The sequence below is a fragment of the Pseudomonas sp. DWRC2-2 genome (genome assembly GCF_049897885.1).
Taxonomy (GTDB): Bacteria; Pseudomonadota; Gammaproteobacteria; order Pseudomonadales; family Pseudomonadaceae; genus Aquipseudomonas; species Aquipseudomonas azotoformans_A.
This window is the reverse complement of record NZ_JAFCXD010000001.1, coordinates 426,010-446,479: the sequence shown is the minus strand read 5'-3', so window position 1 is coordinate 446,479 and position 20,470 is coordinate 426,010. Positions and strand designations below refer to the sequence as shown.

Below are 20,470 nucleotides of genomic sequence, written 5' to 3'. Positions count from 1 at the left end.
AAATGAACTACGTGATGGGTGTCGATATAGGAACCCAGAGCACCAAGGCGCTGCTGGTGGATGGTCAAGGCACGATCATTGCCCAGCACAGCCAGGGGTATCGCGTGGATACCCCGAAAGTGCGCTGGGCCGAGCAATGGCCGCAGGTCTGGCTCGATGCCGTCGAGGCCTGTGTGGCGCAATGCATGGCCAAGGCCGGCGTGGCGGCGCAGCAGGTCAAGGCGCTCTGCATCAGCAGCCTGTACGGCGGCTCGGGGATTGCGGTGGATGCGCAGCTCACGCCGCTGCACCCGTGCCTGATCTGGATGGACCGCCGCGCCGGTGAGCAGGTGGCCTGGGTGCGCGAGCAGGTGGACCTGGAGCGGCTGTTCGCGATTACCGGCAACTCGGTGGACAGCTACTACGGCTTTACCAAGATGCTCTGGCTCAAGCAGCACCAGCCCGAGGTGTGGGCCAAGACCCGCTACCTGCTGCCGCCCAACAGCTACATCAACTGGTGCCTCACCGGCGAGTTGGCGGTGGACCATAGCAGCGCCGGCAACATCGGCGGCGTCTACGACGTGAAGGCGCGCGGCTGGTCTGGCGAAATGCTTGATGCGCTGGGCATACCGCAGGCGATGATGCCGGAGCGCCTGGTGTATTCCGGTGAAGTCGTCGGTGGGTTGCTGGAAGAGTGGGCGGCGCGCCTGGGCCTGCAGGCGGGCACACCGATTCTGGCCGGTGGCGTCGATGCCGCCATGGCAACCTTGGCGGCGGGTGTGACTCAGCCAGGCAACCACGTGGCAATGATCGGCACCAGCATGTGCTGGGGTTACCTGAACCAACAGGTGGATGCCCATCACGGTTTGGTGAGCATGCCCCACGTCTACAATGGCCACCGCGACCTGTACATCTTCGGCGGTGCGATCACGGCCGGCGCGTCGGTGAGCTGGTTCCGCGAGCAGTTCTGCCAGGCCGAAGAACAGCAAGCCAAGGCCACCGGCCAGGACAGTCTGGTGTTGCTGGAACAGCGCGCGATGAGCATCCCGGCGGGCAGCGAAGGCTTGTTGTTCCTGCCTTACTTGATGGGCGAGCGCAGCCCGGTGTGGGATGACCGCGCCAGTGGCAGTTTTGTTGGCTTGAACCTCTACCACAGCCGTATTCACCTGTATCGCGCGGTGCTGGAGGGGGTGAGTTTTGCCCTGCGACACAACATCGAAGCGGGCACCCGTGGCGCGCATTCCCTGGACCCACGCTTGATCGTGGTGGGCGGGGCGAGCCATTCGGATCTGTGGATGCAGATCATCGCGGATGTCACGCGCTACCCGGTGTACACCATTGTCCAGGAGGTGGAAGCGGCGCTGGGGGCGGCGTTGTTGGCGGCGCATACGGTGGGGTTGGTGAGTGATGGGGCGATGGACAAGGGCTGGGTGCAGCTGGAGTTACGGGCTGAGCCCAAGGCGGAACACGTCGAGGCGTATGACCGCGCGTTTGCTCAGTACCTGAAGCTGTATCCCGCCCTGAAACCGATCATGCACAGCCTGCAGGAGAACTGAATGAACGCAGCGTTCGACTTCACCCACCACCGCATCCTCGTCACCGGCGCCAGCAGCGGCATCGGCCGTGAAATCGCCCAACAGCTTATCGCCAGCGGCGCCGAAGTCTTTGCCCTCGGCCGCGACGCCCAAGCCTTGGCCGAACTCGGCTGCCACAGCTTGTGCCTGGACATCGCCGACAGCGTCGCCCTCGACAAGGCCCTGCACGACCTGCCGCCGCTGCATGGCCTGGTCAACTGCGCCGGTATCTCGCGCCTGGAGCCGGCTGCCGCCATCAGCGCTGAAGCGTTCGATCAGGTGATGCAAGTCAACGCCCGGGCTGCTGCCCAGGTCGCCAGCCGTGTAGCGGCCAAAATGATCGAAGCACAGATCGCTGGCAGCATCGTCAATGTCTCCAGCCAGGCCTCGCTGGTGGCCCTGGACGATCACCTCGGCTACTGCGCCTCCAAGGCCGCGCTGGATGCGATCACCCGCGTGCAATGCGCCGAGTGGGGCCGCTTTGGGATTCGCGTCAACAGCGTCAACCCCACGGTGACGCTCACGCCGATGGCGGCCATGGCCTGGTCCGAGCCGGCCAAGCGTGACCCGGCGTTGGCGGCGATTCCCCTCGGGCGTTTTGCTGAAACCGTGGAAGTCGCCCTGCCGGTGCTGTTCCTGCTGAGCCGCGCCGCGAGCATGATCAGCGGCGTCAGCCTGCCCATCGACGGCGGCTACACCAGCCGCTAGCCATTTTCCAACTGACCGGCGATCACCACCTTGTCCCGTGGCTTGAACGGGTCTTCCAGGCGGTCGAGCAACAGGCGCACCGCGCTGCTGCCGGCCAAGGACGCATCGTGGGCCACGCAGGCGATGGGCACGCCGAAGATATCGGCGAAGGGCAGGCGGTCGATGCCGCAGATGGTCAGGCTGTCATGGGCGATGTTGTGCATGCGCAGTGCGCGTAGAGCGCCGAGGGTGATCAACTGGTTGAAGCCCATGATCGCGTCCGGCGCCGAGTGTTCGGCCAGGTAGTCGAGGGTGTGCAGGTAGGACGGCATCAGCGTGTAGTCGCCGGCCTGCACTTCGACCTGCACCTGCGGGTGTTCGGCCAGCACTTCGCGCAGGCCCTTGAGGCGTTCGACGGTGATGCGCGAGTGCTCGGGACCGGTCAGCACCAGCAAGCGCTTGAGGTTCGGGGTCTGGCGCAGCAGGTAGTGCGCGGCCTGGATGCCACTGTGGTAGTTGTCGAGCACCACGCGGCTGAACGGGCTGTCGTGGATCGTGCGGTCGAGCAGCACCACTGGGGTCTTGCCGTTGCCCAGGCGTTCGAGGTAGTCGGGCTGGTAGCTCGGTTCATCCGAGACCGGCGACAGGATGATCCCCGCCACGCGGTAGCCCAACAGGGTGTCCACGGCCTTGCTTTCCAGCTCTTCCAGCTCATCGGTGTCCACCAGCATGATGGTGTAGCCATGCTGTTTGGCCTCGCGGGAAATCGCCTTGATCATTTCGCTGTAGAACGGGTTGTCCACGGAGGCGGTGATCACGCCGATGATCAGGCTTTCACTGCGCTTGAGCCCGCGCGCGAAGGCGTTGGGCACGTAGTCCATCTCCCGCGCCACTTCGAGGATGCGCGCCAGGGTGGCCGGTTTGACCAGGTCGGGTTTGCTCAGTGCGCGGGACACCGTGATGGTGGTCATGCCGACCCGCTTGGCGATGTCGCTGATAGTGACGGACTTCTTCTTGTTCATCGGTCAGGCTGCAATAGGAAACACCCGCAGGCTAGCATGCGCGGTGCAGATTGTTGCTTCAAATCAGTGGGTCCCAACGCTGCGACCAGTCGCTTTCGGCCTTGACCACCTCACGCAGCAACCCCAGCGCCTGCTGCAACACCGCCGAATCCCGCGCCCGTGAGTACACCAGGTACGTCGGGAAGCTGAACTCCGGTGCCTTGGGCACACGCTGCATCACGCCGCTGTCCAGGTAACTCTGTACCACGCGGGTGCGGAAATAGCCGGCGCCGCCGTTCTCCAGGATGTATTGCAACGCCAGCGGGCCCAGGTTGAAACTCAATGCGGCACGGGCCTTGTCGGGCAGGGCGGCGTCGTGTTGCTGGCGAAAGCCTGGTCCCCAATCGATATACACGTAGGGCGCTGGGTTGCTCACCAGTTGCACCAGGATCAGTTTTTCTTCCAGCACCTGTTCCACCTGCAAGCCTGGCCAGTATTGCGGCTGGAACACCAATGCAGCGTCGAGTACGCCCAGTTCCAGCTGGCGCAACAGGTAGTCGCCTTCGCGCACTTCGGTGCGCAGGGCATGGCCGGGGATGTGTTGGCGTAACGCTTGGGCCCAGCCGAGCATCAACGGGTTGCACAGGCTGACTTCGCCGCCGATGTGCAGCACGTTGCGATAGCCGTCCGGCAGCGGCAGGTCGCGTTTTGCGGCTTCCCAGGTTTGCAGCAATTGGTTGGCGTACACCACGAAGGCCTCGCCGTCGGCGGTCAGCCTGGCGCCTGCGCGGTTGCGCACGAACAGTGTGCTGCCTAGTTGGCTTTCGAGGCTCTTGACCCGTGCGGTAATGGCGGTCTGGGTGACGTGCAGTTTCTCGGCGGCGGCGGCCAGGCTGCCGCAGCGGGTGATTTCGAGGAAGGTGCGTGCCAGTTCGATGTCCATGAAGGCCCCTGGGAATGAATGGGGGACAGTGTAATGGAATGTGGTTGAAACTGTGGGAGGGGGATTGGCTGCGATGGCGGTGGTGATGTGGACATATCCGTTATTTAGGTAACGGCTGGTATGGGTTCCGCCCTTACGGCGGGTCACTTTGGAAAAGAGCCCCAAAGTAACCAAAGGGCTCTTGCCCCAACACTCGGCACCTTGCTTAGGCTCGGTGTGCCCGTAATCCGACAGGTATTTGGGGGGCCGCCGCCACGCGCCATCCATGGCGCGGGGCGGCTAAACCGGCATCCCTGCCGGTTTACCCCCCAAATCCCTGCCGAATTCCGGCCAGCGTGTTTGACGGGGCGCCTAAGATCAAGATCAAAAGCGACTCGCTTCGCATCGTGGATACGCGGTCTTGTAGGAGCCGGCATTTCAGGTTGGGGTTTGTGGGGCTAGGAGATGCTTGCTCGGGAAGGCCTTCGCGTAGGCGTGGCACACTCGCAACACCTGCTCGTCGGCAAATCGCGCGCCTACTACATGCAAGCCTACGGGTAAGCCATTTGCCGCCAACCCACACGGCACCGAGGCTGCCGGTTGCTGCGTCAGGTTGAAGGGGTAGGTGAACGGTGTCCACTGTGTCCATTCCTGCAAACCCGAGCCCGGTGGCACATCGTGCCCGGCCTCGAATGCCGTGATCGGCATCATCGGCGACACCAGTACATCGTAGTGCTCATGAAACGCCGCCATGCGCGCCACCAGTGTGGCGCGGGCTTCGAGGGCTGCGCTGAAGTCGTCCAGGCTCAAACGCTCGCCGCGCTGGGCGATGCGCAGCAGGCCGGGGTCCAGCATTTGTTTTTGTACCTCGCTCATGGGCCCGGTGAGGCGTGCCGCGCCGGCTGCCCATAAGGTGCTGAAGACGTCCAGTGGGTCACTGAAACCGGGGTCGATCTGCTCGACGTGGGCGCCCAGTTGTTCCAGGCCTCGCACCGCCTCCGCCACCACCTTGGCCACTTGTGGGTCGACCTCTACGTAACCGAAGTTCGGACTGTAGGCCACGCGCAACCCTTTCAAATCCGTGCCCGGCGTCAACCATGGTGTGGTGCGTGGAGCACCGATCAAGCCATCCCGTGCGTCCGGCTGGGCGATGGTTTGCAGCATCAAGACGCTGTCTTCCACAGTACGGGTCATCGGCCCCAGGTGCGACAGGATGGTCATGGAGCTGGCTGGCCATTGAGGCACATAGCCGAACGTCGGCTTGATGCCGAAGGTGCCGGTAAAGGCACAGGGAATCCGGATCGAACCGCCCGCATCGCTGCCCTGGTGCAGCACGCCCAGGTTCAACGCCGCCGCCGCGCCCGCGCCGCCGGACGAACCGCCTGCCGTGGTGCGGGTGTCCCAAGGGTTGCGGGTGACGCCGTACAGCGGGTTGTCGGTGACGCCTTTCCAGCCGAATTCCGGGGTGGTGGTTTTGCCCAACAGTACCGCGCCGGCCTTGCGCATAAAGGCTGGGAAGGGCGCGTCGATGTCCCACGGCCCCTCGGCGGATGAGGTGCGTGAGCCCTTGCGGGTCGGCATGCCGTTGGTCAGCGTCAGGTCCTTGATCGAAGACGGCACGCCGTCCAACGGGCCGCAGGGCTGGCCGTTCAGCCAGCGTTGTTCCGAGGCGCGCGCGGCGTTCAGCGCGCCTTGCGGGTCCACGTGGCAATAGGCGTTCACCACCGGATTGAAGCGTTCGATACGCAGCAGGGCATCCTCGGTGACTTCCACCGGCGACAAGGTCTTGTCGCGAAAATGCTGTAGCAGTTGCACCGCCGTCAGTTGGCCGATCTCGCTCATGCCACGTCCCCCTGTGCCGCATTGACCATGGCGCGCAGCAACACCGCGCAGCCCGCCGCCAGGTCATCCGGCGCGGCGTTTTCGATTTCGTTATGGCTGATGCCGCCTTCGCAGGGCACGAAGATCATCCCGGCCGGGCCCAGTTCAGCGACGAAAATCGCGTCGTGGCCGGCACCGCTGACGATGTCCATATGGCTCAGGCCCAAGGCTTCGGCGCCTTCCCGTACTGCGTTGACGCAGGCTGGGGCGAAGTCCAGCGGTGGGAAGTCGGCGGTTGGCGTCAGTTCATACGCCAACCCGTGCCTGGCGGCGGTGGCTTCGATTACGCTGCGCACTTCATCGACCATGGCGTGTAGTTTGTCTGCATGCAGGTGACGCAGGTCGAGGGTCATGTGCACCTGGCCGGGAATCACGTTGCGCGAACCGGGGTGCAGGCTCAGGCAACCGACCGTGCCGCAGGCGTGGGGTTGCTGTTGATGGGCGATGCGGTTGACCGCGCTGACCACCTCGGCAGCACCGACCAGGGCGTCCTTGCGCAGGTGCATCGGCGTCGGGCCGGCGTGGGCTTCGACGCCGGTGAAGGTCAGGTCGAACCACTTCTGGCCCAGGCAGCCCATGACCACGCCGATGGTAGTGGCCTGGTCTTCCAGCACCGGGCCCTGTTCGATATGCGCCTCGAAATACGCACCCACTGGGTGGCCGAGCACGGCGCGGGAACCGGCGTAACCGATGCGTTGCAGTTCGGCACCCACCGACAGGCCCTGGTCATCGACTTTGTCGAGGGTGTCCTGCAAATTGAACTTACCGGCAAACACCCCGGAGCCCATCATGCACGGCGGAAAACGCGAGCCTTCTTCGTTGGTCCACACCACCACTTCAATCGGCGCTTGGGTTTCGATGTTCAAATCATTCAGGGTGCGGATCACTTCCAGTCCGGCCATCACCCCATAACAGCCGTCGAACTTGCCGCCGGTGGGTTGGGTGTCGATATGGCTGCCGGTCATCACCGGGGGCAGGGCCGGATTGCGCCCGGCGCGGCGCGCAAAGATATTGCCGATAGCGTCGACCGTGACGCTGCACCCGGCGGCCTCGCACCATTGCACAAACAGGTCGCGGGCCTGGCGGTCGAGGTCGGTGAGGGCCAGGCGGCATACGCCGCCTTTGGCGGTGGCGCCGAGTTGGGCAAGGTCCATCAGCGACTGCCACAGTCGGTCGCGATTGATCAGCGGGGCGTCGCTCTTGAGCGGTTGCGCAAAACTATTCATCAGCAGTCTCCGGTCAGGCACTCAGGGCCAGGTAACGGTTTTTGATGGTCGGGTCGGCGCGAAAGGCTTCGGCGCTGCCCTCGTAGACCACGCGGCCCTGTTCAAGCACGTAATGGCGGTCGGCAAGCTTGTCGCAGACCATCAGGTTCTGTTCCACCAACAGCACCGGCAGGCCGTCGTCCTTGACCTTGCGCAGGATCTTCACCAACTCGTCGACGATCACCGGGGCCAGGCCTTCGGTGGGTTCATCGAGGATCAGTAGCTTGGGATCGTTGAGCAGGGCGCGGGCGATGGCGAGCATCTGTTGCTCACCACCGGACAACGCGTGGCCGGCGTTTTTGCGCCGCTCCTTGAGGCGCGGGAACATGGCGTACACGTCTTCCAACTGCCAGCGACTGGTCTTGCGTGCGGCGATGCGCAGGTTTTCCTCGACGGTGAGCAGGCGGAAAATCCCGCGATTTTCCGGCACCAATGCCAGGCCCTGACGGGCGATTTCGAAGATCTTCTGGCCCACCAGCGCCTGGCCGTTGAAGTGGATCTGGCCCTGGCGCGGGCAGATGATGCCGAGGATGCTGCGCAAGGTGGTGGTCTTGCCAGCGCCATTGCGCCCCAGCAGCGTCACCAGTTCGCCAGGGTTGACGGTCAGCGACACACCTTCCAGCACATGGCTCTTGTCGTAGTAGGAATGGATATTCTCGACGATCAGCATCAGGCAGCCTCCCCGAGGTAAGCGGTGCGCACGCGTTCATCGGCGCGCACGAATTCGGGCGTGCCTTCCACCAGGATTTGGCCGTGGCTCATCACCGTGATGCGTTGGCTGATGGACATGACAATACTCATGTTGTGTTCGATCAGCAGCACCGTGTGGTCGCGGCCGAGGTCGCTGATCAACTGGGTCATGATCGGGATGTCATCGATGCCCATGCCCGAGGTGGGCTCGTCGAGCATCAACAGTTTCGGTTTGGAGCAGATCGAAATGCCCACCTCCAGCACCCGCTGCTGGCCGTGGGACAACTCACCGGCCAGGGTGTTGGCGCGGGCGGTGAGTTGCAGGCGTTCCAGCACCTGGTCGGCCATCTCCAGGTGTTCGCGCTTGCTGTCGACGCGGCGCCAGAAATTCAACGCGAGCGCGCCGTCACGGCCTTGGGCGGCCAGGCGCAGGTTTTCGCGCACGCTGAGGTTCTGGAACAGGCTGGTGAGCTGGAATGAGCGCGCCATGCCCAGGCCGACGCGGCCGTGGGCGGGCTTGCGCATCAGGTTCTTGCCGTCGAAATGAATCGCCCCTGCGGTGGCCTGGCGTTCGCCCGTGAGGCAGTGGAACAGGCTGGTCTTGCCCGCGCCGTTAGGGCCGATGATGGTGTGGATGGTGCCGGCCTCGACCTTGAGGTTCACGCCGTTCACCGCGTGGAACGCGCCATAGGCCAGTTCCAGGTCTCTGGTTTCCAAAAGGATGCTCATAGCCCTTCCTCCTTGGCGACAGCGGCCGTGTTGCGATGGCCGCGTACCTTTTCGAACAGCGACGCCAGGCCGCCCCACAAACCACCGCGCATGAAGATCACCACCAGGATCAGGATCACCCCCAGCAGCATCAGCCAGCGCGGCCACAGGTCGGAGAGGAAATCCCCGAGCAGCACGATGGAGCCAGCGCCGAGCAGCGAGCCGAACAATGAGCCGGTGCCGCCGACAATGGTCATGATCAGGATGTTCTCGGACATCGCCAGGTCGATATTCGACAGCGGCACAAAGTGCAGCAGCATGGCGTACAGCGCGCCGGCAATCCCGGTGACGGCGCCGGACAGCACAAACACCAGGATCTTGAAGTGCCGCGTGTCGTAGCCGATGGCCGAGGCGCGGGTTTCGTTTTCGCGGATCGCCATCAAGGTGCTGCCGAATGGCGAGGCGATCACCCGGCGGGCGCCGATGAAGATCAACAGGAACAGCACCGCGACAAAGCCGTAGAAGGCGCGGGCGTCGGCCAGTGACAGCAGCACGGTTTCACCTATGCGGATCTCCGGGCGTGGCACGCTGAGCAGGCCGTTGTCGCCACCGGTCCAGTCGCTGAGGGTGTAGGCGACAAAGTAGGCCATCTGGCTGAACGCCAGGGTCAGCATCACGAAGTAGATGCCGGTGCGACGGATCGCCAGGGCGCCCACCAGCAACGCCAGGAAACCACCGGCCACGGCGGCGCCGAGCAACGCCGTGAACAGGCCCAGTTGCAGGTGGATCATCAGCAACGCCGCGCAATAGGCGCCGGCCCCGAAGAAGATGCCTTGGCCGAACGACAGCAGGCCGGTGTAGCCCAGCAGCAGGTTGCAGGCCAGGGCCGCCATGGCAAAGATCAGGATCTCGGTGGCCAGGGTCGCCGAGGGCAGTATCAAGGGCAGGCCGATCAGCACCGCCAACACCCACAGCAACATCGCGCGCGATTGCGTCTTGGCAAACGGCAGGGGATTTTTCTCGCTCATGTCAGGCTCTCCCAAACAGGCCGTAGGGACGGACCAGAATCACCACGGCCATGGCGCCGTAGATCATCAAGCTCGCGCCCTGGGGCCAGAGTGTGGTCATCAGGCTTTGCACCACGCCCACCAGCAAACCGCCGACCAGCGCACCGCTGAACGAGCCCATGCCGCCGATCACCACCACCACGAAGGCCACGCCGAGAATTTCCGGGCCGACAAAGGGCTGCGCGCCGCGCAACGGGGCGAACAGCACGCCCGCGACACCGGCCAGGGCCACGCCGAGGGCGAAGGTCATGGAGAACAGCCGGAAGATGTTGGTGCCCAGCAGCGACACGGTTTCGGTGCTTTCACTGCCGGCCCGCACCAGGGCGCCGAAGCGCGTGCGTTCCAGCAGCAGCCACAGGCCCAGGCCGACCAGCCCGGAAAACACGATGAGAAAGAGGCGGTAGTAGGGGTAGACGAAGTCACCCACCACCAGCACGCCGCGCAGCAGTTCCGGCACGGCGACGCTTTTGCCGACCGGGCCCCAGATCATCACGCTGGCCTCCTGGATGATCAGCGCGATCCCCAAGGTCACCAGGATCTGGAACATGTGCGGTAAGTGATAGATGCGCTGGATCAACAACCGCTCGATGGCCCAGGCCAGCGCGGCCACCACCAGCGGCGCAATCAGCAACGCCAGCCAGAAGTTGCCGGTGAGGCTCACGGCGGTGTAGCAGATGTAGGCACCCAGCAGGAAAAACGCGCCGTGGGCGAAGTTGACGAAGTTGAGCAGGCCGAAAATGATCGTCAGCCCGACCGCGATCAGGAAGTAGATCATCCCCAGCCCAAGGCCGTTGAGGATCTGGAACAGGTAAAGATTAAGCATGCAGGAACCCTCTGCAGGAGGCCGCTTGCACGGCCCTGCGCTACCAAATTCAGGGGGATCAGCCGAGCGTGCAGCCCGTGGCGTCCACCGGCGGGAACGACTGGCCGGCGCTGAGCACCTTGGCCAGGTCATCCTTGTCGGCCATGTCGGCGGTGGCCTTGCCGATCAGCAGGTAGTAATCCTTGATCACCTGGTGGTCGCCGGCGCGGATCGATTCCTTGCCGGTGGGCCCTTCGTAGCTCAGGCCCTGCAGGGCCTTGGCCACGGTCGGCCCGTCGAAGCTGCCGGTAGAAATAATGGCTTCGAGCATGACCTTGGTGCTGATGTAATCGGCGGCCAGCGGGTAGGTAGGGTTGATGCCGTATTTGGCTTGGGTGAGCTTGACCAGTTCACGGTTGAGCGGGGTGTCGACCTGGTGCCAGTACTGCGCGCCGAGATACACGCCTTCCAGCACGTCGCTGCCCAGTTCCTGGAACTGGTCGAGGCCGGCGGACCACACCAGCAGGACTTTCATACGTTCCTTGATACCGAAGTTCACCGCCTGGCGCAGGGTGTTGGACGACTGGCTGCCGAAGTTGAGCAGCACCAGCACATCGGGTTTGGCGGCGATGGCGTTGGTCAGGTAGCCGGAGAATTCTTGCTCCTGCAACGAGTGGTAGCTGTTGCCGATGTGTTCCAGGCCGTTTTCCTTGAGTACATTCTTCGCGCCTTCGAGCAGCGCTTCGCCGAACACGTATTGCGGGGTGATGGTGTACCAGCGCTTGGCGTCCGGCAGCAGCTTGATCAGCGGCACCATGGTTTCGCGGATCGCGCCGTAGGTAGGCACCGACCAGCGGAAGGTTGCCTTGTTGCAGTCCTTGCCGGTGACTTCATCGGCGCCCACCGGGGTCATGAACACACCGCCGACCTTGTCCACTTCCTTGGCCACCGCCAGTGCCGAGGATGACAGGGTGCAGCCCTGGAAGAACCGTGCGCCATCCTGTTGGATGGCTTCCTGCACCTTGCGCACGGCCTTGCCGGCATTGCCCTCGGTGTCGATCACCTTGTAGTTCAGCGGGCGGCTGAGTAGCTCGGGGTGCTGTTCCACCGCCAGGCGCGAACCCATGTCGGCAAACTTGCCATAGCTGGCAAAGGCGCCAGACATGGACTTGAGGCCGTAAAAGGTAAAGGGCTCGACGGCGAATGCAGACCGGATGCTCAGCGGGAGGCTGAGGGCGGCGGCTGCGGTAAGACTGGCTTTCAACAACGTACGACGCTGCATGGGGTGACTCCCTGGTTTAGTTATTGGCAGGAGTGGCAATGGCGATACGGTGGAGCAAGGGCCTGTGGGCAGGCCTGTTATTGGAGGGGGGCTGTCAGTGGGTGTGATCGAACTCCAGCAAAAAGTGCGGGCTGACCTGGCCTTCAAGGGCGGTCATGTGGTGTTCGGCATCGCACATGTGTTCATGCATCAAGCTGCGTACTGCGCTTTCATCCCCTGCACGAAAGGCGATCAGCAACTGCTTGTGATAGTCGAGGTTGGCGGCGTCGAACTGCTTGCGCTTGGGCTTGTAGGCTTTTTTCAGCACCACCAGGTCGCGCAGCAGATCGTTGAGGAACTGCGCCATGAAACTCAGCAACGGGTTGGGGCAGGCCTTGGCCAGCAGGTTATGAAACTCCAGCTCCGCCAGGCGCTGTTCACGCTGGCCGGCTTCACTGTCTTCGGGAGCGCTGCAAAAATCCACGTTGTCCTGCAGGGCCTGGTAGTCCTCTTCGCTCAAGCGCCCGAGTACCGATACCGCCAGTTCCACTTCGATGACTTTGCGCAGTTGGTACACCTGTTCGCCGTCCAGATGCTGGAAGTGCAGGTAGTTGCGCAACGCGCGGTTGGCCGGTTCGGTGCCCGCCTGGTTCAGGTAGGCGCCGCCGCTGGGCCCGGTGCGTGTGCTCACCAGGCCCTCCACTTCCAGCGCCTTGAGCGCTTCGCGGGCCGAACCTTTGGAGCACTGGAAGCTTTCCATCAGCTCGCGTTCGGTGGGCAGGCGGTCGCCAGGCTTCAAGGCGTCGGTGACGATGGAGCGCTTGACCGACTCGACAATCACATCGGACAGCTTCTGGCGTTTGCGTCGTAGCGGGCGGCTTAGCATAAGTTCGATTTATCGTATTAATGCGGATTAATAGCACTTAATAACGATCGGGATGCAGCGTCAACGGCGGGTGTCGTTTTCGATGGCAACAGGTCGCAATCGGATGGTTACTCACCGTTGCCCGAATCCAGGCAACGTGTGGATGGCGGAGGCTGCTTGCCGAAGACCAGGAAGTCGCCCACCCAGCGGTTGATGCAGCTGCTGGCATCCTGTTTGGCCGTTTCTTTCAAGCGTAATTGTTCGACCTGGGGCGCTGCCGATTCAGACGGCTGCGCATTGACCAGCACCATGCGCGCCACCCGTTCGGGAAACAGCGCCGCGTACCGGTTGCCCAGGCGGGCCGCATCGGCATTGCCTAGGTAGAGCAGTTGGGCGTCGCCCAGTTGGGTGCGGACAAACTCCAGGTCCTGGGCGGCCTGTTCGACGCCATTGTCGTTGCCGAGGTCGCGGGGGCTGAGTTCGATGAGGTCGTAGCGGTTGACCAGCGTGCGATACGCCGGGTTGGAGTAGGAGCCCCAGAGGCTGGTCAGGTGAATGACAAAGGTGCCGCCCTGGTTCCTTTTGGGGGCATCGCCAGCTTGGGCGAACACCACGCCTTCGCGGTTCAACGGGTCACGGGCGCCGACGCGGGTCAGGTAGAGACGCAGATTGCCTTGCCGAGGCGCGGCGTAATTGCGCGGCACGCTCACGACCCCGCATTGGGTGCGTTGCAGCACTTCGGGGTCCAGGCGTTCAACGGTGGGCAGTGGGCAATCCAGCAGCCAATCAATGGCGGTGGGGGGAATCAGTTCTTGGGCAGCACTGGCTGTTACCCAGAGACAGGCGCACGTCAGGTATTTTGCGACAGTCATCAAGAGGTCCTGGGCAACCGTGTGAGAGCGGTTTTTTTACCAAGGACCTTTGGTCGAAGAATGTAGGGCGAGAAGACAGCTGATGTACGAAAGCGGAGTTTTGTTTATCGGATCTGTGTCTGCCAGCCGCCGCCCAATGCCTTGTACAACGCGATGCTGGCCTGCAGGCGCGACAGCCGCAGTTGCACATTCTGGTCCTGGGCCGCGTACAGGGTGCGTTGGGTTTCCAGTACTGTGAGCAGGTCTTCGGCACCGGCCTGGTAGCGGCTTTCAGCGATCTGGAAGGCGGTCTGGGCCTGTTGCAGTTCTTCGCTTTGCCATTCGCGCTGCTGGTCGAGACGCGTGATGCTGCTGAGGGCTTTTTCTACGTCGGCAAAGCCGTTGATGATCGCACCGCGATAGGTTTGCAGCAGTTCATCCTGGCGCGCGCGGGCCTTGTCGCGTTCAGCACTTAAACGGCCGTTGTTGAAGATCGGCGCCACCAGCCCGGCGGTCAGCGTGTAGTAGGGGCTGCGCAGGACATCCACGGCCTTGTAGGCGTCGGAGCCCAGGGTTGCGCCGAGGGTGATGGCGGGCAGCATGGCCGCGCGGGCCACGGTGACGTCGGCCTGTGCTGCCGCCAATTGCGCCTCGGCCTTGGCGATATCAGGACGGCGGCTGAGCAATTGGCTCGGCATACCGGCACCGATCGTTGGCCAAGTGAGTGCCTGGAACGGCTCTGCGCCCAGATCCAACGTCTGGACCGGTTGGCCGAGGAGGGCGGCCAGCGTGATCCGCGACTCTTCGGCCAGTTGCTGGATCAGCGGCAGTTGGCGTTGCTGGCTGGCCACCAGGCTTTTTTGCTGGGCCAATTCCAGGGCGGTGGCGGAGCCGGCGTCATAGCGGGTTTGCACCAGGTCGAGCACGTTGCGCGCATTGGCCAGGTTCAGCTCGGCGATTTGCTGGCGCTGCTGCGCGGCCAGGGTTTGCGCGTAGCGGTCGGCCACGCTGCTGAGCAAGGTCAGCTCCACGGTGGCCTGGTCAAATTCGCTGGCGCGCAGGCTATGCAGGGCGCTGTCGCGGGCAGCGGCGCGGCCACCCCAGAAGTCCACTTCGTAGCTGGCGCTGAGGTTGGCGCCAAAGTTGTCGACGGCGTCATCGCTTTGCGTTGCGTCAAGGTCCGGTCCACCCGGGCCGCGCAACAGCTTCTGGCGGCTGGTGGTGAGGTTGAGCTTCACTTCCGGCAACAACGGCGCGCCGGCAATCACTGCACTGGCTTGGGCCTGGCGCACGCGTGCGGTGGCGGCGGCGACGTCGAAACTGTCACGCCGGGCCTGTTCGACCAGACGGTTGAGCTGCGGGCTGCCAAACTGCGTCCACCATTGCTGGTTGGTGGCTTGGGCAGCGTCGCGTTCGGCAAATTGCCAGGCGGCAGGCGCTGCAATCCCGCTGTCGAGCGCGGGCGGGTTGCCGGTGCAGGCGCTGAGTAACACGCACAAGGCAGGCAGGTAGAAGGACTGTTTATTCACTGGTCAACGCCTTAACCGGATCGAGCCGGGCAGCTTTACGGGCCGGCATGAAGCCGAATACGACGCCGGTGACGAGTGCGCAACCAAATGCGCCAAACACCGCCAAGAGGGAGAACTGCACCGCCACCTTGGCCAGTACCAACACGCCGCCGACCAACAAGGCGAGGGCGATGCCACACAAACCGCCGACCACTGAAAGCATCACCGCTTCCGTGAGGAACTGGCGCAGGATGTCGCGCTGGCGTGCGCCGGTGGCCATGCGGATGCCGATTTCACGGGTGCGTTCGCGCACGGTCATCAACATGATGTTCATCACGCCGATGCCGCCCACCAACAGGGAAATCGCCGCAATCGAACCGAGCATCAATGACAGCGTGTTCTGCGTGCGGGCCTCGGCCTGGATCATCGCGGCGTTGTTGGTCAGCTCGTAGTCGCGCTTGCCGTTGTGCAACTTTTGCATCAATTGATCAATGGCGACCTCGGCTTCGTGGACCTTGCGCGCATCCGCCGCCGCGATCACCACATACTCGGGGTTGTAGCTGCCGAACAGGCGCACGCTGGCGGCGGTGTAAGGGATGGCGACGCGGTCGTCACTGTCCTTGTTGCCAGAGGCGGCGCCTTTTTCCGCCAGCACACCGATCACCTGGAACGGCACGTTTTCAATCAGGATGTACTGGCCGATCGGGTTGACCTCGCCTTTGAACAGCTTCTCGCGCACGCGATGGCCGATCACCGCCACGGTGGCGGCGGCGCGCTCGTCGGCGGCCGTGAAGTAACTGCCCTCGACCACCGGCCAATTGAAAATCTCCGGGAAATTGGTGTCATTGCCGCCCACGTAGGCCATGTAGTCCACGTTGCCGTAACGCACCCCGGCTTCGCTGCCGTTGACCGGCATGATGCGCTGGACCTGGGGCAGGGCCGCCAGCGCGTGGACGTCATCGAGGGTGACAATGCCCAGCGGCGTACGCGGGTTCGGCGACGAGCCACTGAGGTAAATGATGTTGGAGCCGAACGCGCCCATTTGCGCCATGACCTGGCGCTTGCTGCCTTCGCCCACCGCCAGCATCACCACCACCGAGGCTACGCCGATGATGATCCCCAGCAGGGTCAGCGCGGTGCGGAAGCGGTTGATCCACATCACCCGCCAGGCGGCTTGCACCGCGTCTACCAGCTCGGCTTTCCACGCGCCATTGTGCTCGGCGCCGTCGGCCAGGCGCTGGCGCAGGTCCACGGCTTGCAGGGCGCCGTTCGCCAATGCCGGTGCAACGACGTTGCCGTCGGCTGAATCGCTGATGATCAGGCCATCGCGAATCTCGATGATGCGGTTGGCCCGCGCCGCCACTTCGCGGTCGTGGGTAATCAGGATCACCACGTGGCCCTGGCTGGCGAGTTCGTCGAGCAGGGTCATGACCTCGGCGCCGCTGTGGCTGTCGAGGGCGCCGGTGGGTTCGTCGGCAAGGATGATATGGCCGCCGTTCATCAACGCGCGGGCAATGGACACCCGCTGTTGCTGACCGCCGGAAAGCTGGTGCGGACGGTTGCCAGTGCGCTCCGCCAGGCCTAGGCGGGTGAGCAGGGCATGGGCGCGGGCATGGCGCTCGGCGGCGCTGATACCGGCATAGATCGCCGGCATCTCGACGTTTTCCTGGGCCGAGCCCGACGGGATCAGGTGGTAGCCCTGGAACACGAAGCCGAAGGCTTCGCGGCGCAGCCAGGCGAGTTCGTCGCTGTCCAGGTGGGCGACGTTCTCCCCGGCGAACAGGTAGTCGCCTGTGCTTGGACGGTCGAGGCAGCCAAGGATGTTCATCAACGTGGACTTGCCGGAGCCCGAGGCGCCAACGATGGCGACGAATTCCCCGGCATGGATCGACAGGTCGATGCCGCGCAACACGTCGACCTGCGGGCTGTCGCCTCCGCCGTAGGACTTGCGGATATGCTTGAGTTCGATCAGGGGCGTGGTCAACTCAACCCCCGTTGCCGTTGGCCGGGCCGATCAGCAGTTGATCACCTTCGTTCAGGCCGTCGAGCACCTGGACGCGCAGGCGGTCGCTGATGCCCACCTGCACCTGGCGTTGTTCGATGCGGCCATTCTTGCCCACGACCTGGGCGATCTGCTGGTTGGCATTGGCCGTGCCCGATAACGCGGCGACCGGCGCGGTGAGGGCGTCCTTGACCTGGCTGGCGACGAAAAATACCTGGGTGGTCATTTCGGCCATCAAGGCGTTGTCGCTGTTGTCCACGTCCAGCAGCACGGTGTACAGCACCACGCGGCCGCTGCCACTTTTGCTGGTGCTGTTGGGGCTGCCGCTGCCCTGGGTTTCATTCAACGGCTTGGGCGGGATCGGCAGGATCTGGCGCACCGTGCTGGTCCAGCGTCGGTTGCCGCCGCTCAGTGTGGTGAAATAGGCGGTCATCCCCGGTTTGACGTGGCCGATGTCGGCTTCCGAGACTTCAGCCCACACGGTCATCGGCGACAATTTGGCGATGCGCAGGATCAACGGCGTCTGCTGCTGGGCGTTGAGGGTCTGGCCGACCCGCGCGTCCACCGCGACCACGGTGCCGGCCATGGGCGCGTAGATGCGCGTGTAGCCCAATTCCGCTTCGTCACTGCGCAGGCTGGCCTGGGCTTGCTGGATCTGCGCCTGGAACATGTCGACCCGCGCCTGGGTGGCGCTCAGTTCGGCCTTGGCGGTTTGCACGTCTTCTTCACGGGTGGCGTTGCCGGCGGCCAGGCGTTGCTGGCGCTGGTACTTCTGGCGCGCCAGTTCGTGCTGGGCCTTTTGCTCCTGCAACTGGGCCTTGAGGTTTTCGATGGCGTAGCGGCTGGCATCCAGCTTGGCTTTTTGCGTGGAAGGGTCGATCTCCACCAGCAACTGGCCTTCCTCGACCTGGTCGCCGGCCTCGACGTGGATCTTGCGGATCTGTCCGGAGGCCTGGGCGCCCACGTCCACGTAACGGCGCGGCTGCAGGGTGCCCAGGGCGGTCACACTGTTTTCGATACTGCCGCGGGTGACAGTGACGGTGGTGAGGGTGTCACGCCCCGGCGGCAGCACTTGCCAGGCCGCGACAGCGATAATGGGGATCAGGCACGCGATAACAAGCAAGGCGCGTCGGGCAGGTCGAGGGCGTTTCATGCTTTGGTTCCAGCCAGGAAAGTTCGGACCGCAGTTGCGGGGAGCTGACAAGTAAACGAGGGAATTACGCGGGGATTTAGGCAGTTACATAAGCAGTTACAGCTCCTTTGAAGAAAAAAATCGTCCGTTGATGCAAGTCTGCTTTAAAAGTAGATGAGAATTACTATAAATTGCACGCACTCAAACTGCCATCACCTGAAGGCTGTCTTTATTTGCACCCAAGGACCTAATGCCGCCACCCGGCGGTCGGGAGTCATGTTGGAAAACTACTATCGCGAGCTGGTGTGTTTCCTCAACGCCAAGCTGGGCAACCGTCAGGTGGCCGAGGATGTGGTGCATGACGCTTATGTTCGGGTGCTGGAACGTTCCAGCGACACGCCCATCGAACAACCCCGTGCCTTTTTGTACCGCACCGCGCTCAACCTGGTGATCGACGGCCATCGGCGCAACGCCTTGCGCCAGGTCGAACCCCTGGACGTGCTGGATGCGCAAGAGTGCTTCGCCAGCAGTTCGCCCCATACCAGTCACGACCACGGCCAGCGCCTGGAGCTGCTCGAACGCGCTCTGGCGGAGCTACCGGCGGCCTGTCGCGACAGCTTCCTGCTGCGCAAGCTCGAAGGTCTGACCCACCTGCAGATCGCCGAACGCCTGTGCATTTCCCGCGCCCTGGTGGAAAAACACATCGTCAACGCCATGAAGCACTGCCGGGTGCGGATGCGCGAGTGGGAAGCGCACTGATCAATGATCAGTTAAATTTTATTTCACTGTCCTCGTTTCCTATCAACACACGGCCTGTTGTTCAGGTCTTGAAGGTATTCCCGCCCCACCGCCAAGGGGCTTATCCAGAGGACACTGGAATGACACAGGCAATTGCTTCGCCCGCGGTTCACGACCTGATCGGTATCGGTTTCGGCCCTTCGAACCTGGCGCTGGCCATCGCCCTGCAGGAGCGCGAAAAGGCCCAGGGCAAACTGGACGTGCTGTTTCTCGACAAACAGGCTGACTACCGCTGGCACGGCAATACCCTGGTGACCCAGAGCGAACTGCAGATCTCGTTCCTCAAGGACCTGGTGACCCTGCGCAACCCCACCAGCCCGTATTCCTTCGTCAACTACCTCAAAGCCCACGACCGCCTGGTGGACTTCATCAACCTGGGCACCTTCTACCCGTGCCGCATGGAGTACAACGACTACCTACGCTGGGTCGCCGGGCAGTTCCAGGCCCAGGCGCGCTATGGCGAGGAAGTGCTGGCCATCGAGCCGATCCTGCACCAGCAGCAGGTTGAAGCGCTGCGCGTGATTTCCCGCGATGCGCTGGGTGAGCAACATGTGCGCACCACCCGTTCGGTGGTGGTCAGCGCCGGCGGCACGCCGCGTATTCCTGAAGCGTTCAAGGCGCTGAAGGGCGACAGTCGGGTGTTCCACCATTCCCAATACCTGGAGCGCATGGCCAGTCAGCCGTGTGTCGAGGGCAAGGCCATGCGCATCGCCATCATCGGCGGTGGCCAGAGCGCGGCAGAAGCCTTCATCGACTTGAATGACAGTTTCCCGTCGGTGCAGGTCGACATGATCCTGCGCGGTTCGGCGCTCAAGCCCGCCGACGACAGCCCGTTCGTCAACGAAGTGTTCTCGCCGGCCTTCACCGACCTGGTGTTCCAGCAAGAGGGTGCCGAGCGTGAGCGTTTGGTCGCCGAATACCAGAACACCAACTATTCGGTGGTGGACTTGGACCTGATCGAGCGTATCTACGGCATCTTCTACCGCCAGAAAGTCTCCGGCATCGCGCGCCAGGCGTTCCGCACCATGACCGTGGTCGAGAAGGCCACCCCTGGCCCGCTGGGCATCGAACTGGTGCTGCGCAACAACGCCAACGGCGACACCAGCATCAATCACTACGACGCGGTGATCCTGGCCACTGGCTACGAGCGCCAGACGCACCGCGCCTTGCTCGCGCCGCTGGAAGACTACCTGGGTGACTTCGAGGTGGCGCGTGACTACCGCATCGTCACTGACGAGCGTTGCAACGCCGGTATCTACATCCAGGGCTTCAGCCAGGCCAGCCACGGCTTGAGCGATACTTTGCTGTCGGTGTTGCCGATTCGCGCGGATGAAATTGCCGCGTCGTTGTATGCGCTGGACCGTGGGCGCGGCAAGGGGCGCTCGGTGCAGGACCTGTTGCTCGCCACGGCAAGCTGACAGGCTGCACTTGTGACCCGGAGGGTTGGCTGATACTGTACAAAAAACCAGTATCGGTA

18 protein-coding genes are annotated in these 20,470 nt (G+C 63.4%); 4 read left to right on the top strand and 14 right to left on the bottom strand.

Annotated features, from left to right (window positions below; translation table 11 throughout):
- Positions 1-2 precede the first annotated feature (2 nt).
- The gene (locus tag ACP7EW_RS02290) at positions 3-1,535 is read left to right on the top strand and encodes an FGGY-family carbohydrate kinase (RefSeq protein ID WP_426215000.1); all 1,533 of its coding nucleotides are present in this window, start codon (positions 3-5) and stop codon (positions 1,533-1,535) included.
- Entirely contained in the window at positions 1,536-2,261 is a 726-nt protein-coding gene (locus tag ACP7EW_RS02285) for an SDR family oxidoreductase (RefSeq protein WP_426214998.1), read from the top strand.
- Here ACP7EW_RS02285 and ACP7EW_RS02280 read toward each other — a convergent pair.
- The 14 genes from ACP7EW_RS02280 to ACP7EW_RS02215 form a co-directional block, all read right to left on the bottom strand.
- Positions 2,258-3,262: a LacI family DNA-binding transcriptional regulator gene (locus ACP7EW_RS02280; RefSeq protein WP_033903294.1), complete on the bottom strand. Its 1,005-nt coding sequence runs from the start codon at positions 3,260-3,262 to the stop codon at positions 2,258-2,260. The two genes, ACP7EW_RS02285 and ACP7EW_RS02280, sit on opposite strands and share 4 nt — an antisense overlap.
- A gap of 58 nt (positions 3,263-3,320) precedes the next feature.
- Positions 3,321-4,184 carry a LysR family transcriptional regulator gene (locus ACP7EW_RS02275; RefSeq protein ID WP_016974860.1) on the bottom strand — a complete coding sequence of 288 codons (864 nt, stop codon included), beginning with the start codon at positions 4,182-4,184 and terminating at the stop codon, positions 3,321-3,323.
- Positions 4,185-4,601: 417 nt separating this feature from the next.
- Positions 4,602-6,005, bottom strand: coding sequence for an amidase (locus ACP7EW_RS02270; RefSeq protein ID WP_426214995.1), 1,404 nt, complete (start codon positions 6,003-6,005; stop codon positions 4,602-4,604).
- Entirely contained in the window at positions 6,002-7,270 is a 1,269-nt protein-coding gene (locus ACP7EW_RS02265) for a Zn-dependent hydrolase (RefSeq protein WP_426214993.1), read from the bottom strand. Before ACP7EW_RS02265 ends, ACP7EW_RS02270 begins: the two co-directional genes overlap by 4 nt.
- A gap of 13 nt (positions 7,271-7,283) precedes the next feature.
- Positions 7,284-7,979, bottom strand: a complete 696-nt coding sequence (locus tag ACP7EW_RS02260; RefSeq protein ID WP_028617000.1) for an ABC transporter ATP-binding protein — start codon at positions 7,977-7,979, stop codon at positions 7,284-7,286.
- On the bottom strand, positions 7,979-8,728 hold the full coding sequence (locus ACP7EW_RS02255) for an ABC transporter ATP-binding protein (RefSeq protein WP_426214991.1): 750 nt from the start codon (positions 8,726-8,728) through the stop codon (positions 7,979-7,981). The genes ACP7EW_RS02260 and ACP7EW_RS02255 overlap by 1 nt, the downstream gene beginning before the upstream one ends.
- Positions 8,725-9,735 carry a branched-chain amino acid ABC transporter permease gene (locus tag ACP7EW_RS02250; RefSeq protein WP_061448974.1) on the bottom strand — a complete coding sequence of 337 codons (1,011 nt, stop codon included), beginning with the start codon at positions 9,733-9,735 and terminating at the stop codon, positions 8,725-8,727. The genes ACP7EW_RS02255 and ACP7EW_RS02250 overlap by 4 nt, the downstream gene beginning before the upstream one ends.
- 1 nt (position 9,736) lies before the next feature.
- Positions 9,737-10,597, bottom strand: a complete 861-nt coding sequence (locus tag ACP7EW_RS02245; protein WP_016974865.1) for a branched-chain amino acid ABC transporter permease — start codon at positions 10,595-10,597, stop codon at positions 9,737-9,739.
- 58 nt (positions 10,598-10,655) lie between these two features.
- On the bottom strand, positions 10,656-11,858 hold the full coding sequence (locus ACP7EW_RS02240; protein WP_426214988.1) for an ABC transporter substrate-binding protein: 1,203 nt from the start codon (positions 11,856-11,858) through the stop codon (positions 10,656-10,658).
- A 94-nt stretch (positions 11,859-11,952) separates the two neighbouring features.
- Entirely contained in the window at positions 11,953-12,723 is a 771-nt protein-coding gene (locus ACP7EW_RS02235) for a FadR/GntR family transcriptional regulator (RefSeq protein WP_426214986.1), read from the bottom strand.
- A gap of 107 nt (positions 12,724-12,830) precedes the next feature.
- Positions 12,831-13,574, bottom strand: a complete 744-nt coding sequence (locus ACP7EW_RS02230; RefSeq protein WP_426214984.1) for an alpha/beta fold hydrolase — start codon at positions 13,572-13,574, stop codon at positions 12,831-12,833.
- A 104-nt stretch (positions 13,575-13,678) separates the two neighbouring features.
- Entirely contained in the window at positions 13,679-15,082 is a 1,404-nt protein-coding gene (locus ACP7EW_RS02225) for an efflux transporter outer membrane subunit (protein ID WP_033903282.1), read from the bottom strand.
- The gene (locus ACP7EW_RS02220) at positions 15,075-17,045 is read right to left on the bottom strand and encodes a MacB family efflux pump subunit (protein WP_426214982.1); all 1,971 of its coding nucleotides are present in this window, start codon (positions 17,043-17,045) and stop codon (positions 15,075-15,077) included. Before ACP7EW_RS02220 ends, ACP7EW_RS02225 begins: the two co-directional genes overlap by 8 nt.
- A gap of 1 nt (position 17,046) precedes the next feature.
- Positions 17,047-18,216, bottom strand: coding sequence for an efflux RND transporter periplasmic adaptor subunit (locus tag ACP7EW_RS02215; protein WP_426214980.1), 1,170 nt, complete (start codon positions 18,214-18,216; stop codon positions 17,047-17,049).
- Positions 18,217-18,471: 255 nt separating this feature from the next.
- Between ACP7EW_RS02215 and ACP7EW_RS02210 the strand changes: the two genes are divergently transcribed.
- Complete coding sequence (locus tag ACP7EW_RS02210) at positions 18,472-18,954, top strand: sigma-70 family RNA polymerase sigma factor (RefSeq protein ID WP_033903279.1); 483 nt, start codon at positions 18,472-18,474, stop codon at positions 18,952-18,954.
- A 119-nt stretch (positions 18,955-19,073) separates the two neighbouring features.
- Complete coding sequence (locus tag ACP7EW_RS02205; RefSeq protein WP_016974872.1) at positions 19,074-20,411, top strand: lysine N(6)-hydroxylase/L-ornithine N(5)-oxygenase family protein; 1,338 nt, start codon at positions 19,074-19,076, stop codon at positions 20,409-20,411.
- Positions 20,412-20,470: the final 59 nt, after the last annotated feature.

Bases quoted from the DNA above. Each gene is read 5' to 3' on its own strand.
- ACP7EW_RS02240 (WP_426214988.1), bottom strand. From the start codon at position 11,858: ATGCAGCGTCGTACGTTGTTGAAAGCCAGTCTTACCGCAGCCGCCGCC.
- ACP7EW_RS02260 (WP_028617000.1), bottom strand. From the start codon at position 7,979: ATGCTGATCGTCGAGAATATCCATTCCTACTACGACAAGAGCCATGTG.
- ACP7EW_RS02210 (WP_033903279.1), top strand. From the start codon at position 18,472: ATGTTGGAAAACTACTATCGCGAGCTGGTGTGTTTCCTCAACGCCAAG.
- ACP7EW_RS02215 (WP_426214980.1), bottom strand. From the start codon at position 18,216: ATGAAACGCCCTCGACCTGCCCGACGCGCCTTGCTTGTTATCGCGTGC.
- ACP7EW_RS02265 (WP_426214993.1), bottom strand. From the start codon at position 7,270: ATGAATAGTTTTGCGCAACCGCTCAAGAGCGACGCCCCGCTGATCAAT.
- ACP7EW_RS02270 (WP_426214995.1), bottom strand. From the start codon at position 6,005: ATGAGCGAGATCGGCCAACTGACGGCGGTGCAACTGCTACAGCATTTT.
- ACP7EW_RS02235 (WP_426214986.1), bottom strand. From the start codon at position 12,723: ATGCTAAGCCGCCCGCTACGACGCAAACGCCAGAAGCTGTCCGATGTG.
- ACP7EW_RS02245 (WP_016974865.1), bottom strand. From the start codon at position 10,597: ATGCTTAATCTTTACCTGTTCCAGATCCTCAACGGCCTTGGGCTGGGG.
- ACP7EW_RS02280 (WP_033903294.1), bottom strand. From the start codon at position 3,262: ATGAACAAGAAGAAGTCCGTCACTATCAGCGACATCGCCAAGCGGGTC.
- ACP7EW_RS02230 (WP_426214984.1), bottom strand. From the start codon at position 13,574: ATGACTGTCGCAAAATACCTGACGTGCGCCTGTCTCTGGGTAACAGCC.
- ACP7EW_RS02255 (WP_426214991.1), bottom strand. From the start codon at position 8,728: ATGAGCATCCTTTTGGAAACCAGAGACCTGGAACTGGCCTATGGCGCG.
- ACP7EW_RS02285 (WP_426214998.1), top strand. From the start codon at position 1,536: ATGAACGCAGCGTTCGACTTCACCCACCACCGCATCCTCGTCACCGGC.
- ACP7EW_RS02290 (WP_426215000.1), top strand. From the start codon at position 3: ATGAACTACGTGATGGGTGTCGATATAGGAACCCAGAGCACCAAGGCG.
- ACP7EW_RS02250 (WP_061448974.1), bottom strand. From the start codon at position 9,735: ATGAGCGAGAAAAATCCCCTGCCGTTTGCCAAGACGCAATCGCGCGCG.
- ACP7EW_RS02205 (WP_016974872.1), top strand. From the start codon at position 19,074: ATGACACAGGCAATTGCTTCGCCCGCGGTTCACGACCTGATCGGTATC.
- ACP7EW_RS02275 (WP_016974860.1), bottom strand. From the start codon at position 4,184: ATGGACATCGAACTGGCACGCACCTTCCTCGAAATCACCCGCTGCGGC.